The sequence below is a fragment of the Herpetosiphon giganteus genome (assembly GCF_016907925.1).
GTDB lineage: Bacteria > Chloroflexota > Chloroflexia > Chloroflexales > Herpetosiphonaceae > Herpetosiphon > Herpetosiphon giganteus.
Genome location: NZ_JAFBCZ010000037.1, coordinates 38,823 through 54,939 on the forward strand (window position 1 = coordinate 38,823; position 16,117 = coordinate 54,939).

The window sequence follows — 16,117 nt, forward strand, 5'->3', positions numbered from 1 at the left end:
CGGAATAAGCAAGCATTCCAGCCCCCAGTCAGGTTTTTTATAGTGATGCCCGTGCCCGCAAACGAGCAAGCGCAATCAGCAAACTTAGCGATTAACCATAATCACCGGTGCATAGATCGTCGTGTTAATCGCCCACTTGTAGACACTCCCCGAACAGAAATCGGTCGATTTTGTGCCAGTACCGTTATCGTCGGTGGCCACCCGCAGAGTTGCACTCAAGGGGGCATTGGCCCAGGTATAGTTGAGCGTACGCGAAGCCCCAACCGCCAACGGCTGATCCAGCACAAAGCTTTGTAAGGCCGTATTGCCGTGATACAGGGTCAATGGCATGCCCGCCGGAATGGCCACATTCCCACTCGCATTCTCCAAAATAATGCTAATTTGGGTGTTTTGTTGAACGACGCGTACTAAGAGTCCATTATCGCGACACATGGCATACAACACCACTTCATCACAACCCTGGCCTTGGTTATCGTCAGTCACACAAACCTTGGTAGCATATTTGCCAATTGCGGCATAGGTATGGTCTGCGCTGGCAGCTGTTACTTGGGCAGCCAGCGGCAGCGTATCAATCACCCCATCGCCCCAATCAATGCTGGCGGTCTTGGTATCGTTGGCAAATGGATCGCTCAAGGCCAAATCAAGGGTAAATTGCTCGTTATAGATTTGGAATTGATCAGGGCCAGCAGCAACCATTGGCGCAACATTGCGCACAATCACCGTGCCATTCAGAATCGTTTCGCCGCCATCATCATCAAGAATCTTGACCGCAACTGGACGGGTCGTGGTTCCATCAATCGAGCGGGCATCAAAGCGCGTAATTGCCGTGTTCGAATCGTCGAACGCCCCATCGTTATCCAAATCCCAGGCCACGCTCAATGGATCGTAGCTGGTTCCAGCATCGTCGATCATTACTGCAAGCACGCCAAACTCGCCTTCGTTGACAACCATGGTGTTGGTAAACAGCCCAGTTGGGGCCAAATTCGCCACACTGAGATTGGCACTCGTGGCAGTTACAGCGCTCGCTTCATCGGCCAAGGCGGTTGCTTGAATGCTGATTGGCGTACCAGCGTCGTCCTCAGGATAGAGAATGCCAATCGTTGCGGTCAAACTTGCTCCAGGTGCAAGCATCAATTGCTCAGGCAGCTCCAACACATTGCCAATCCGCAGCTCAACAATATCGGCTTCGGCTGGCAAATCAAGTTCGATTTGTAGATTATTGGCGGTGGCTGAGCCTTGGTTGACGATCGTCACCAGATATTCAACTGCTTCGCCTTCGTTGATTGCGCTCCGATTTGGCGTAATCGTGACGGCTAAATCAGCAGCAGCTGCAACCTCAGCGAAGGTGTAAACGGCATTATTGTTCAAATCCTCATCATACGAATCGCTATCAACGGCGACCAAGGTTTCCAGATATTCCCGTTGATCAGGATTAATCTTGAGCGTCACCGCAACCGTTGCAACCTGACCAACTGCCAAACTTCCCAACTGACAACTGACCAATTCAGCTTCTTGAACACAGCCAACGCTGGCAGTATGCAAACTTGTACCTGCTGGGAGATAGAATTCCAAGACCGTTTCGGCTGCAACCGATGGCCCAAGATTGGTGATTGTCGCGGTAAGGGTGGCCAATTCGCCAGCATTCACCACGTCTGCATAATCAACCGTCAAATCGAGATCCGATAAACGTTCGACCGTAAAGGCCACTTCGCCACGATTATCAATTGCTGAGGTTTCGCTATAAATTGTTGTATCGTTGACCAACAACTCACTAGTATGTGAGATCAAGGAGCCTTCAGCAACATCGGGCTTGACCTGCCAAGTCAGCGTTTTGGCGCTATTTTGGCTGCCAGCGGCAATATCGCCAATGCTACAACTCAAGCTAGTTGTCGTACCATTCGTTGCCACGCCACAGCCATCAGCATCAGCAAGCGTCACCAATGTATTATTCAGCATGCGTTCAGTTACGATGACATCACGCGCTGGATTAAGGCTGATATTCTTCGGTGCAAGGATGTAGCTGTAGCTTTCGCCGGCAACCACATAGCCTTCAGTCAAACCCTCGTAGCCCATCGCCACGTCGGTCGTCAGTTCGTTGGCTTGAACCGTGACATACAATGGAATCGTTTGGGTATAGCCAGCGCTCGCCGCATGCACCAAGACTTCGTAGCTACCAGGAGCAGTATCAATCAATGGGCTTAGTTGCAGATTGACCAGTTGCCCAACTTCAGCAGTAGCACTCGACAAGCTAGCAAAGAACAATGGCTGATCGGATTTCTGTTCAATAGTAAGTTCAATTGGCTGATTCCAATCATTGCCATCGACCGTCAAAACATAGGGCGCGCCAACTTCATGCGGTCGAGCCGCTTGATTCTCAACTGCTTCGACATAGAAGCCAGTTACTGCAAGATTAAGGGTTTTGGTGTAGGCATGTTCATTATCAAAAGCCAACAAGGTAATTGGGTAATCGCCATACTCAAGATCAAGCGTATCGGTAAGAATCAAGCGCGTTTTTTCGCCTGGCATAAAGCTTGAGCGGGTGAATGACCAATCAACACCAGCTGGCATATCTACCACATCAACGAAAACCTCATCACGTTCGCTAAATTGATAGGTTGCATCAATCTCAACGCTGGTGCTATTGAAATTCGTCAGGGTCAGATTATCGACACTGGTGCGCAGGCTAAAGTCTGGTTCGCGCACCGTCACTGGAATACTGAGATAGCGCTCGCTGCCATTCGACAAGGCCACCAAGGTCACGGTGTAAGTTCCACCAAGCAAACTGGCGGCTGGGGTTAGCACCACGCTCGATTGAACTCCAACCAAGGTTGGGGTCAGAATTGGCGTGTTAATTTGGGCTGCAAAGCCTTCAGGCAATTCGGCAATTTCCAAAAACACTTGCTCTGGATAAGGATTGACACTCGAAGCAATCGTCAAATTGCTTGTGCCTGCCACGCCAGCATCCAAGGTTAATCCACTTGGATTGGCACTGATGCTGAATGGCGCAACCAATGGCGTTGCCGCAGCAAAGCTCGACTCCGACGTTCGACCTGTACCTGAATCGTAGCCAACGATCATCACATCGTAGGCCTCGCCACCAGTTAAGCCGGTCACGATTTGCGTGCCAGCATCCCCAACATCAATAATCGCGAGATCCTCATCAAATTGATCGTTTTGGCTGCGAACATGAATTTCATAGCCATCAATATCAGGGTTTGGATGCGGTTCCCAAGCAATATCCAAGCTGCCATAGCCTGGCGTAATCACGGTGGTGCTCGTCCAAGTCGGCGGCAATTCGTGCAACACGCTCACCGTATTGGGGAAGTATTGACGGCTTGGTGGATTTTGACCATCGTTGACTTCGAGCCACAGGTTGTAAACGCCACTCTTGAGCGAGGAAAGATCTAGCGTTTCGCTAGCGTTTTGGACGCCTTCGGCGTAATCGAAGCTTGCTAACGGATAGCCACCAAACTTCGTTACCGTCCCAACATCAACCGTAATCGTCTCGGTGGCCATAATGCCATCGGCACGCAAGAAGTTATTGGTTTTGGTATAGCTCGCCGTATCGGTGATCGTATCTTGGCTAGCATAAATTGTTGCGGTTGCGGTGTAAGGCGTGCTTTGCATCCATGCCAAATCAACAAGATTATTGCTGTCGTTCTGGTTACTAACTGCCAATTTTTCAATTGGCGGGCCATAGACCGTGCCGCTAATATTGATAATAAAATCGAAGGCTGGCGCACGTTGCAAGACCAATTTCCACTGACCAAGGTCTGCATTGGTCACATTCAGGCTGGTTTGAATCATTGGCGGTGACGTGAGGTCAGGTGCTTGAGTGATTGGGTCGCGAATATCGCGTGGATCAACAAACACTTCATTAAAGGTCACGTTGCCTGAAGGATTGCTGCCGGTAATGCGCAAGCCATCAGGCCGCACCAAACTCACCTGCAAATCGCTATCGCTGACCGAGCGTAACATACTCAACATCAAATCGCCAGGCCGAGTCATTTCGACCGTGCTGATAATAATTTCTTGATTGTTGAAGCTGTAGTCGTTGAACAAGGCTGTATCTTCAGCACTTAGGCTCGCCCGATTGAGTTGCTGTTTGGCGTTCAAATCGTGCAAATATTGCGCGCGGCGCAGCGATGGAGCATCGATCAAACGATAATCATCAACATTGCCAACACTAAATCGGCCATTGGTATCAACATAAATTCCATAGTTGGCTCCGGCAATATTGACGCTGGCTTTGAAGCCCCACGTATCGCCATTGCCCCGCTTGAACTTGCCAAACTCCATGCCTGCGCCAATAAAGAAATCGTCGCTGGGAATGCGCAAACAGACTTCACGGGTGCGGAATGGCAGCCAAACCCGCCAACAACTATCGACCAAGGCCCCGCGTTTAACCCCAACTTCGCCATAGATGCGCCCAACCAAGTTGAATGCACCATCTTTGGTCCAGGCAGTCAGTTTCATATTGCCACGGGCAATCACAGCGTTAATATTCATTTCGGCGGTAAACAAGAAGGGCACTGCGCCATCGGTAAAGCGCATTTTGGCACTCGCACGAGCTGCTTCAAACATCGAGAAAATCTTCATCGATGCGCCGATGCCAATCTCAAATTTATAGGGGTTTTTGACATATTCCATCGACATATTGCCATCGGCTGTGACGGCACGGAAGCTACCAATCCCCATTTTGCTTTCGATTGTGGCCTTCATTTCGATTTTGGTCACATTGCTGGTCAGGGTTACCGTACCCTCAATCCGCGTTAGATCAAAGCCACTTGTCCCCAAGGGAATCGTACACTTGAGCACGACACCAACTTTGCGCAATTGGAAGGCATTAATCGCATCTGCCGAAGCAGGCACAATCCGCATTGCCACGGTTTGATTGCTGCCAGCAAAAATCTCGACGCTCACGCCGAGACCGCTACAGCCAGCGCCACTTGCATTGGGCAATTTCAACTCACCGCCAGCAGCGATGATCCAGCCATTGCCTTCTTTCTTGAGCGTGCCTTCGAGGCTCAGCGACATATCGCCAACTTTAATTTCTGGCAATTTGAACGAGCCACCGCCAATCGAAAAGCCTTCTTTGGAAATCTCAATATTGTAGACCGAGACCGATAAGCCGCCCCATTCTTTGGGGATTGCAAATGTGGCTTCGCGGGCTTTAACCGTGCCGTTTTCGATGCTCGCTTCTTTGATTGCCAGCTTCATGCCTGCAATCGTCAACTCGAAACTATCGACGCTGCCAGTTACTTTGCCATCTTTATCGATCTGGACCATACCTTCAGCTTCGGCAGTTTGCGAGGCGAGGGTGATTGAAACTTTGCCAGCAAACACAAAGCTATACGATTTATCTTGCTTGAAATCAAGCCCCAGCGTGCCCGAAATTGTGACTGAATTAGTTGGGCTTGGTTCGCCATTTTCTTTGCCAATCGTAAATTTGACCGGGATTTTGACCGCCGCATCGCCAAATGAAAGCCCATTCTCGTCAATCACCACTTTGGTGAGAATGATTTTGGTACTGCCAAGAAACGCTGGCAAGGTCAGACTGGCTGAGTTGGTTGAAAAGCGTTGGGTGTTGAATTCAACATTTTTCAATTCGAGCTTCGAACTGGCCACGGTCAGGGTTAATTCTTTGAGTTTGCCAGAGAACTTGCCCTTTTTATCCCATTTGGCGCTGAATTTGGTTTCCATTTCGCTGCTCTTGATCAGCACTTTGAGCGTGCCTTCAAGCTCTAGTTCCATGGCAGCATCGGTAATCGGGTTGGTGACTACAAACTTAACTTTATTTTTAGTAAAGCGAATGCTCTCGCCAAGCCCAAAATCGGGCAAATCGCTAGCAATCGCGCCTTCGCCAATCGCAAAGCCATTTTTGGTGATTGAAACCTTCTTGACTGTGATGGTTAATTTCTTATCTTCTTTTTTCTTATCGCCTTCTGTTGCTGCGGCCCGAGCTGCGGCTTTTGGCTCTTGCTTCTTCTCCGATGGGAAGGTAATGGTAAAACTGGCTTCATCAACCTTCAAGCCCGAATTACTAATCACCACATCTTTCATTTCGAGATCATGGCCGGCAATTTTAAGCTCAAGTTTTTTGATTGTGCCTTTGACGTTGCCTTGCCAATCGATTTTGAGTTCAACCGGAATTTTGCGATCGTTACTGGCGACATGTAAATCAAGCGTACTATCAATCTGGAGGCTAAAGCCATCCTTGCTATCGTACATGATCGTGGCGGAGTTTTTGATAAAGGCGATTGCTGGAGTATACGCTCCGGTTTGGCTCAACGCAGCTGTTTGAGCCAAAAGACTGGTTGAACTCAGTGGATTGGTGCTCGTCGTCGGTTTACCTAAGGGGTAAATATTGGGCAAGGGAATTTTCACCCCAACCCCGCCAAAGGTAATTGATTTTGAGGTTACTTCGATCTGCGCGACAATCCCAGTTAGCTCACCAAGCTGCTTGGGCATGGTTAATAGCGCTTGCTTGACTTTAATTTTATCGCCGCTGAAGGTCGCATCTTTTACTTTGACCTTCAAGCCAGCAAAGAACATTTCAAACTCGTTGATTTTGGCTTCGCCCTTGCCACCTGGCTTAATCAGCCCAGTCACGCGCAAGGTATTCTGCTTCACCGTGCCTGAAACAGGATTTGTACCTGTGAGAATGCCGCTTGGTTGCAGCAAGGTGGTAGTAGTGATTTTGGTGGTAGGGGTTAAATTCGAGGTGGTGGTAATGCCAGGCAACGAGACCTTGAGTTCGGTCATAAAGCCCGCTTCACCAGACAGAATTGCCACATCGCTGATCACGGCGCTGCCTAAAAGTTGGAAGCCAGCCAAATGCTTAATTGTTGGCGTAATTGTGGGGCTTGGCGTGATAAATGGCTTGTCTTTGCTCACATCAATTTCAAAATCGCCCTTGAACAAGGGAAAATTTTCTTCAATTTGCGAGACACTGCCATAGGTTGTCACGATCGTTGGCGTACCAACCGCATCCCATTTAATTTTATCATCTGGCCCGAGGCGCAGGTGATAGGTATATTTGCCATTCTTTTTAAAGCCAATTTCGACCGCGCCCGAAGCCTCGGTCTCGCCAAAAAACGTTGTAAATTCTTCAGCCGCAATCACAATCTTGCCAACCTCTTGTTGGGTTCGCTTGGTTGAGGTAACAGCTGTAGTCACTTTAATCGAGGCTAGTTTGGTATCAGGGTTGATAATTAATGAATCTTTGACCGTCAGGGTGCTGGTTAAAATGCCATTACCCTTCATTTTTACCGGGATTTCATAACTTTTGGTTTGATTAACATTCAAATTGCCAACCGTACAAATCACCTGATCAACATCTTTGAGCAGACAACCATTGACTGGCGCTTGAAAAATACCATTTGCTGGCAAACGCTGGGTCATTTCAACCGCTGAGGCAGCTTGACCACCAGTATTGCTAATCGTCACCGTGTAGGTGATCAACTCATCAAAACTTGTTGCTAAAGGAGCAGTTGCAGTAATTGCCAACTTGGCGTATGGCGTTTGAACTGGATTATTGATCGCCACTTGGGGTTGAATCCGCAACCCGCTAAAATTGGCTTCTGCCTGCTGGCTTGGCAAGCTGGCCAAAAATTGGCTCATTGCTGGGCTGCTTGGCGTAACCGAGCGGGCTTTCGGTCGAGCTGGGCTACTTGGCAAGGCTGGGACAAATACGGTTTCCGCCGGATCAAGCGCTGGCTCGACAACTGTAAGTGTTGGAGTTTCAGTGCGGGGCGAGTTTACAATCACTGCTGGCATCTGCGCAGCAGCGAGGGCATCGAATTCTTGGGCAAAGGCCTGCGGGTTAGTATCAGGGCGGGCAGTCATCTGCCAGGTTGCGCCAATCGCCGCTTGATTATTTTCCCACAAATAGGCATCAGCTTGGAGCGCCGAGCTGACTGCTGGATCATTAACGCTTGGTTGCATTGGCAAGCCCAGCGCCACCCGATTAAGATAATAGCTAATTTGCTCCTCGATCGCTTTATCGCCAGCGATCTCGGGCAAGGTGCCATTAAATACATCTTGGACAGCCAATAAGGCAGCTTCTTGAAATAAATCAGGATCAGTAGCGGCAACGCGTTGCAAGTAGGGGTCGAGCGCTTCGGTTTTGCCACGAATTAAGCCAGTTGCTTGGGCTTGGGCGGGCAAGGCGGCAGCAGGGTTGGGAGCTGCAGACGATGTTTGGGGATGGACTACCAATTGAAGGCCCAACAATAGGATTAAGCTCAGGCGAACAGCCCGGGCAAACCGACTGGTTTCACGAATCATAGAAGCTCCCTTATTAATACCACCAAGCCTACAATTGAACCCAAACAAGGCCCTGAAAAAAGGCACACTCAAATAGCCAGCAGGCTTAAGCGCTTGTGCCGAGAAAACGAATTAAACAAAGCTGTTGCGATGAGATAGCGACAACAATACGCCTATTACCAACGCCTGCCTATAGGCTATTCGTCCTATCGAGCAATTTATCCCCCATAGCACCAACAAGCACTATAATGAAGCATGGACTAATGACGCATAGCTTGCTCCGACGAGTGTTGATCTCAGCCACAAATGAGGTGTTGCGCATGTTTACGGTTGGTGAATTCGCCAGAATTGCTCAAGTTTCGAAGCGTTTTTTGCGCTACTACGATGAATTAGGCCTATTTCCACCAGCAACTATTGATCATAGTAATGGTCGGCGCTATTACAGTGCCGAGCAATTGCCTGCATTAAATCGCATTTTGGTGCTCAAAGATTTGGGCTTTTCGCTTGAACAGATTCGCGATTTAACCCACGATCAAATTTCTGCCGACCAAATGCAAGGCCTCTTGCGCCAGAAAAAAGCTGAAATCGAGGCCCATCTGCGCGAAGAAATGCAACGCATTCAGCGCATAGAATCGCGGCTGAATGCGTTTAACGATTTCGATAAGCCGCTAAATGTTGTGCTCAAGCCAATGCCCAGCCAAGCAGTGCTCAGCACCCGCATCGTCGCCGAAAATTTCGAATCCGGGTTGCAGGCAATTCAACAAATTCGCCAACATTTGCCAACCAGCAAACGCTATGGCATGTGTTTTTGCATTTGCCAAACTCACAATGACTCGCTGTTTGATATGGATCTCGAAATTGGCTGTTTTATTGAGCAACCTGCGCATGCTCCGGTCAAGATTTCCCAGCAACTTCAATTAAGCTTTGATCAACACCCAGCCAACGAACTCATGGCCACCAGCGTTGTGCAAGGCCCAATTGAAAAAATTCTGACCAGTTATGAGCAGATTGGGCGTTGGGCCGAACTTAATGGCTATCGCCCAACCGCCCTGCCACGTGAAATTTCGCTGCGCTTGCCCGAAAACCCCGATGGCAGCGATTTACTGACCGAAGTGCAATTTCCAATCGAGCCAATTCAAAAATGAATATCTGATGAGTGCGCCAAAATAGGGCTTGCAGTTAACGTTACGTGAAGATTTAGACTGCTCATGGATTTGATTTTCTAGTGAGGAAAACCCATGACAGCGAATAATCTGATTTTGGTAACTGGCGGCACTGGCAAAACTGGCAAACGAATTGTTGAGCGTTTACAAGCGCAAGGCCATAACGTGCGGGTTGGCTCACGTTCAGCCAGCCCCAGCTTTGATTGGGATGATCAACAACCATGGCCCGCAGCCTTGGCCGATGTCCAAAGCGTCTACCTCAGCTACCAACCAGATCTAGCCGTGCCCAGTGCCATCGAAACGATTCGTGCATTCAGCCAATTGGCCGTCGCCAGCGGAGTCAAGCATTTGGTGCTGTTATCTGGGCGCGGCGAAGCTGCCGCTCAAGCATGCGAGCAAGTCGTTCAAACCTCAGGAATCGCTTGGACGATTGTGCGAGCTAGCTGGTTTATGCAAAATTTCAGCGAATCGTTTTTTCATGAGCCGTTACTGAATGGCCAAATCTTCTTGCCTGCCAGCGAGGTCAAAGAGCCATTTATTGATGCAGATGATATTGCCGATGTTGCAATCGCCGCCTTGAATGATGTGCAAACTCATGCTGGCCAACTCTACGAAGTGACTGGGCCACGCTTAATGACCTTTGCTGAAGCAGTGAACGAAATTGCCCAAGCCAATGGTAGCCCAATCGATTATCAGCCAATTCCAATCGAAGCCTATATTAGGGCCTTGCACGAGCAACAATGGCCCGCCGACATGATTTGGTTAGTCGAATTTTTGTTTCGCGAAGTGCTCGATGGTCGCAATGCCTACCTCAGCGATGGAGTCGAACGCGCGTTAGGTCGCCAGCCCAATGATTTCAGCAATTATGCCCGTGAAGCAGCAGCCCGTGGTGTTTGGCAACTTGCTAGCATAAATCGCTAAATGCCCTCACCCCCAGCCCCCTCGCCCACTGAAACGCGGGCGAGGGAGAGAGCCATTGTTCACCGACGAATTGTGCAAGAACCAGCGGGTTAAAGCCTCGCGCCACGAGAGAGGGGTTGGGGTGAGGGCATTTAATTTTGGAAGGAGTTTGGTATGGCGAATCCAACAATCCTCGTAACCTATGCCAGTCGCGGCGGCTCCACGATTGGCGTAGCCGAAACGATCGCCAATGTGCTCGCTGCACAAGGTTTGAACGTCGAGCTTGTACCAATGCAACAAGTGCGCGATTTGAGTCGCTATCAGGCAGTCGTGGCGGGCAGTGCGATTCATAAAAATCGGTGGTTGCCAGAGGCGTTGGCCTTCGTCAAGCAGCATCAAACTGCATTACAAACCAAACCCTTTGCTGCCTTTTTGACCTGTTTGGCCCTGGCAATGACCAAGCAACCAGCCAAAACCAGCGCCGAAGTGGCCGAATGGCTGCAACCTGTGCGCAATTTGGTGCAGCCCCAGAGCGAAGGTATGTTTGCTGGCGTGCTTGATCTCAGCAAAATCAGCTTAGGTTATCGACTCTTATTTCGCGCTGCAATGCTCGTGCGGCGCTGGCGCGAAGGCGATTATCGCAATTGGTCAGCAATTGAAGCGTGGGCCGCTGGCTTGCCAAAACAACTTTCGATGTAACCATTTTTAACCACGAAGAGCACGAAGGACACGAAGCTGGGGCTATAGGATGTTGGATCTTGGCTCTTGGATTCATCCCTCATCCTTTATCATTCATCCTTCGGTTGTTCTGCGCCGCTGCGTTAAACATCTGATCCACGAAGCGCACGAATATCACGAAAGTTGGTTTTTTAGCCACGAATTCCACGAAAGGCTATAGTCTATTGGCTATTGGCAATTGGATTCATCCCTCATCCTTCGGTTGCTCTGCGCCGCTGCGTTAAACAGCGGAAAGGAAAATTTTGGTGAGCAGCCAGCGGAAGAACAATCCACGGAGAAACATTTGGGGGTGCAGGGGGCTGAAAACCCCCTGCGTTTCCCGCCGGGGCGGGACGGAAGGGTGGCGAAACAGGCTTTGGGGATCGGTTGGAAGTGATCAGGAACCAAGCAACCGCGAAGAACGCGAAGAACACGAAGCGCATTTGAGCCACAAATTCCACGAAAGGCTGTTGGCTGTTGAATCCATTGCAATCCCAAAAATGTTCCGATAGCCCATAGCCCATAGCCTTATTTCTCTGCGCCTCTGCGTTAAACATCTGATCCACGAAGCGCACGAAGGAACACGAAGGGGCCGAAGCCACGAATTGCACGAACAATGTTCCGCTAGTCTATAGCCCATAGCCTGACCCCTGGCCCCTTTATCCCTCATAATTCATCCTTCATCCTTTTCTCTGACCCCTGACCGCTCATCGCTACGCGATCAATGCTTCAGCCGCGGATCAAGCGCATCGCGCAAACCATCACCCAGCAAATTAAAGCCCAGCACGGTCAGCATAATCGCAATCCCCGGGAACAGCGCATACCACCATTGGCCAGTGCCAACATACTCACGGGCAGTTGATAGCATCGAACCCCATTCAGGTCGCGGCGGTTGTGCGCCAAGCCCCAAAAAGCCCAACGCCGCCACACTGGTAATCGATGAAGCTACGCTCAAGGTCATTTGCACCAAAATGGGAGTTAAGCTGTTGGGCAAAATATGGCGCATCAGCATCCGAGTGCGGCTCACTCCAACCGCTTCGGCAGCGTGAATATACTCTTGATTGCGCACGCTCAACACCGCCGCCCGTGCAATCCGCCCGAAAATTGGTACTTCGATTACGGCCACCGCCAACATCGCATTGAACAACGGCGGGTCAAAGATCGTTTGCAAAATTGGCAGGTTGGTAATTTGTTGGCTAAATTTATACGAAAACGATTCACGATTATTGCTGATTGCGGTCAAAGCAATTGCCAGCAGAATCGACGGAAAGGCCAGCAAAATATCCATCAGCCATGTCGTAATCGTATCGATAATGCCGCCGAAAAAGCCTGAAACCAGGCCCAGCAGCGAGCCAAAAATAACCGCCAAAACCACCGCAAACGTGCCAACCGTCAGCGAAATTGGCGCACCATGCAACACCCGAATAAAGATGTCGCGGCCTAGTTGGTCGGTGCCGAATGGACGTTCAAAACGTCCCCACGGCGTATCTTTGCGCGCTTTATCGATGCTTTTCTTGGCAGCGTCGGCGCGCTCTTCTTGGCTCATCAGCCACGATGGCGGCTGCAATTTATTGGCGGTATCACGATTGAGGGTTTGGTCGAGTGGTTGCACAATCGGCGTGATAATCGCAATCGCAAACAAAAAGGCACAAATCGCCAGCCCCATTATGCCAACCGTGCTACTCAATAGCCGCCGCCGAGCATCACTCCAGAGCGAACGCGGCTTGCGCAACAGTAACGCTTGATCGCTCGTCGGTTTATTGGTGATAGTTGGTTCAGTTGTCGCCATAGTCACCCTTTACTAGCCCAGTGCAAAACGCCGAGCAGCGTTATTTAAATTGAATCCGTGGGTCAAAGAAGCGGTAGGAAATATCAACCAAGGTATTGATCAACACAAACACTAGCGAAACAAACATCACGCCACTTTGCACCACTGGATAATCGCGCGCCAAAATGCCATCGAGCAACCAACGCCCAATGCCTGGCCACGAAAAAACCGTTTCAGTCAAAACGGCTCCGCCCAGCAAAAAGCCCAGTTGCAGCCCAATTACCGTAATCACCGGAATCAGGGCATTGCGCAAGCCATGGCGCAAAATCGTAATCCGCGCCGATAAACCTTTGGCCCGCGCGGTGCGAATGTAATCTTGATAGAGCACTTCGAGCATCGCCGAACGCGTCATACGCGCAATGCTGGCCAGCGGCACAGTTGCCAAGGCGAGGCTCGGCATAATCAAATGTTTAAAGGCATTCGTGAATATGTCAAATCGCCCAAGTAACAAGCCATCGAGCAAATACAGGCCCGTAATTGGCTTAAATGTGCCATGCAAGCTGGTATCAAGCCGCAAACTGGGGTCGAGCCATTTGAGCTTGACCGAGAACAAATATTGCATCATCAAGCCAAGCCAGAAAATGGGGATTGAAACGCCCAGCAGCGCCACAATCATACTGCCAGCATCAAGCAACGAGCCACGTTTGGTCGCCGAAACCACGCCCGTGGTGACTCCAACCACGACCGCAATCAACAAGGCGCTCAGCGCCAATTCAATTGTCGCTGGAAAACGCTCCTTTAATTCTTTGGAGATTGCTTGGCGGGTTTTGATCGAATCGCCAAAATCGCCAGTGGCAAAATTGGTGATATAGGTTACATATTGGCTTTCAAAAACATTGCCGCCCTCAAAATTGAGGTATAAGGGCCGATCAAGCTTGAGTTTGGTGCGCAGAGCTGCGCGTTGTTCAGGGGTTGAACGTTCGCCCAAAATAATAATCGCGGGATCACCGGGGATGGTGCGCAACAGAGTAAAAACCAGCAGTGAAATGCCAAGCAGGACGGGAATAATGCCAAGCAGCCGACGAAAAATATACCCAAGCATGCATTCTTCCTTACTATACGCCGCTTGTTAAGGGCTAACAAGCGGCGTAGGCTCGGCTATTGGTTATTTGGTGATCGAAATTGGCGCGAAGGATTCGCCACCAGTTGGGTTTGGCACCCAACCTTGCAGAGATTTCTTGGCTGCCAAGACTGGGGGAGCATGAACGATTGGAATCCGTGGCAAATCGGTGTTAATCAACTTGCCAGCTTCTTGGAACAATTTGATCGATTCGGCAGGTGTGGTTGCGCCACCAGCATCAGCCAGCAACTTCCAAACTTCTTCGTTGGCATAGCCAGCTTCGTCGGCGTTACCTGGGCCAAAGTGGGTGAACAAGAAGTTGTTTGGGTCGCCATAGTCGCCCGTCCAACCCAACATCACCATGCCGTTTTTCAGGCCAGCATCCCAGTTATCGAGGTAGACACCCCAATCTTCGGTTTTGAGTTCAACCTTGATCCCAACGTCGGAGAGTTGGGCGGCGTAGAGTTCGGCCACCGACTTTGCATCGGGGTAGTAAGGCCGTGAAACCGGCATATACCACAATTCCAAAGGCAATTCGGTGCCATCGGTCAAGACCATGGTGCTAAAGCCATCGGCATAGCCAGCTTCGGCCAACAAGGCTTTGGCTTTGTCAGGGTCATAGGCATATGACTCTAAATCGCTTGGGCGATAATCCGACAAGCCATCGGGCAAGAAGTCGTCGGCAATCGAGCCAACGCCACCATATGAGGCATCGAGAATTTCTTGCTTGTTGATTGCATAGGCCACTGCTTGACGAACTTTCACATCGTTAAATGGCTTATTGTTGATGTTCAACGACAAGTAAGCGATGTTGAACGGAGTCAAATCGACAACTTGCAACTCGGCGCTCGAAGCGATTTTATCGCGGCTATCGGCGCTCAAGTTGATCGTGAAATCAATCGTGCCAGCTTCTAGCTCGGCCAAGCGTTGGGGAGCTTCGGCAATAAAGCGTACAACCACACCTGGCATTTTGGCCTTGTCGCCCCAATAGTCTTCGTTGCGCACCAAGGTAATGCTTTGGCCAGCATCCCAGCGCTCGAATTTGAAGGGGCCAGTGCCAACGCCGCCAACTTCAGGCGAGCCATATTTTTCTTTGGCAGCTTTCACCGCTTCTGGCGATGAAATCCCGAAGTACGAAGCAGCCAAATAGCTTGGCAACAACGGCACAGGGCGGGTCAAGACAAACTTGACCGTGGTTGGATCAACCGCCACAACTTCTTTGAAAGCGCTGTTGGCATCGCCAGCATAGCCACCAAAGATGTCGGGCACGATGTTGTATTGCTTGCCCTCGGCACGGAAGCCAAACTCAAAATCGGGCACGAACAAGCGCTGGAAGTTGAAGACAACTGCATCAGCATTGAAGTCGGTGCCATCTGAGAATTTGACCCCTTCGCGCAGGGTAAACGTCCACTCGGTCGAGTCGGCGTTTGGTTCCCATTTGGTCGCCAATTCTGGCTGTACGTCCAAGGTGCCTGGCTTGAAACCAAGCAATGATTCCTGGATCTGGCGGGTCACGATCAAGGCTGTGCCAGTCGTGGTATCCATTGAATCGAGCGAATCTGGCTCGCCCGAACCACCAAAGACCAAATAATCATCGGCATTGCCAGCGGTTGGAGCCTCGGTTGCGGCAGCGGCTTCGGTTGGCGTGGCTGCGGCGGTGTCATCTGTAGGAGCGGTAGTTGCGGCGGCAGTGGGTTCGCCACCAGTCGCAGGAGTTGAAGCAACGGTGGCAGTTGGGGTGGCACTTGCGCCACAGGCGGCAATCAGCGGTATCATCAATACCAGCAGCAAGAGCCAGCCAATCGAACGCTTACCCGGTTTACGGAAAGACATGAGACCTCCTTAAGCTAGGCGTTCCTACGATAGTCTTACACTCGTCATCTCCACTGATCCAGAGCGGTGCGGTGCTCGTATTATAGGGCAAAATCCATGTGGGGTAAAATCTCGTTAATCTATTATGATTAAATTAAGATCGTAATCCCCATGCTACTGCTGATATTTCTGTGTTCATTCGCGCTGCTTGGGGAGCAAAATCAGTTTGTTACTCAGCATTGTTGATCACCACCCTTCCGTCCCGCCTCCAGGCGTTTAAGGGCGGACAGGGACGCTCAACCAGGGGATACAGCACGACCTCGGTTTGGTATACTGGATGGTGACGAAACCAAACCCAGAGCAAAACCG

7 protein-coding genes are annotated in these 16,117 nt (G+C 50.3%); 3 read left to right on the plus strand and 4 right to left on the minus strand.

The genetic code is table 11. The annotated features are described in order from the left end of the window. Positions 1-84: 84 nt before the first annotated feature. Entirely contained in the window at positions 85-8,289 is an 8,205-nt protein-coding gene (locus JOD20_RS23270; protein ID WP_204757570.1) for a CARDB domain-containing protein, read from the minus strand. A 242-nt stretch (positions 8,290-8,531) separates the two neighbouring features. On the opposite strand from JOD20_RS23270, the gene JOD20_RS23275 reads away from it, so the two are divergent. The 3 genes from JOD20_RS23275 to JOD20_RS23285 all read left to right on the plus strand — a co-directional run bounded on the left by JOD20_RS23275 (position 8,532) and on the right by JOD20_RS23285 (position 11,030). Next, positions 8,532-9,413 (plus strand): MerR family transcriptional regulator, encoded by an 882-nt coding sequence (locus JOD20_RS23275; RefSeq protein WP_204757571.1) that lies wholly within the window; start codon positions 8,532-8,534, stop codon positions 9,411-9,413. Positions 9,414-9,506: 93 nt separating this feature from the next. Then, positions 9,507-10,352: an NmrA family NAD(P)-binding protein gene (locus tag JOD20_RS23280; RefSeq protein ID WP_204757572.1), complete on the plus strand. Its 846-nt coding sequence runs from the start codon at positions 9,507-9,509 to the stop codon at positions 10,350-10,352. Between the two features lie 153 nt (positions 10,353-10,505). Continuing rightward, on the plus strand, positions 10,506-11,030 hold the full coding sequence (locus tag JOD20_RS23285; RefSeq protein ID WP_204757573.1) for a flavodoxin domain-containing protein: 525 nt from the start codon (positions 10,506-10,508) through the stop codon (positions 11,028-11,030). Between the two features lie 739 nt (positions 11,031-11,769). Here JOD20_RS23285 and JOD20_RS23290 read toward each other — a convergent pair. The 3 genes from JOD20_RS23290 to JOD20_RS23300 all read right to left on the minus strand — a co-directional run bounded on the left by JOD20_RS23290 (position 11,770) and on the right by JOD20_RS23300 (position 15,769). Then, entirely contained in the window at positions 11,770-12,837 is a 1,068-nt protein-coding gene (locus JOD20_RS23290) for an ABC transporter permease (RefSeq protein ID WP_204757574.1), read from the minus strand. Between the two features lie 40 nt (positions 12,838-12,877). After that, positions 12,878-13,918, minus strand: coding sequence for an ABC transporter permease (locus JOD20_RS23295; RefSeq protein WP_204757575.1), 1,041 nt, complete (start codon positions 13,916-13,918; stop codon positions 12,878-12,880). A gap of 63 nt (positions 13,919-13,981) precedes the next feature. Then, complete coding sequence (locus JOD20_RS23300) at positions 13,982-15,769, minus strand: ABC transporter substrate-binding protein (RefSeq protein WP_204757576.1); 1,788 nt, start codon at positions 15,767-15,769, stop codon at positions 13,982-13,984. Positions 15,770-16,117: the final 348 nt, after the last annotated feature.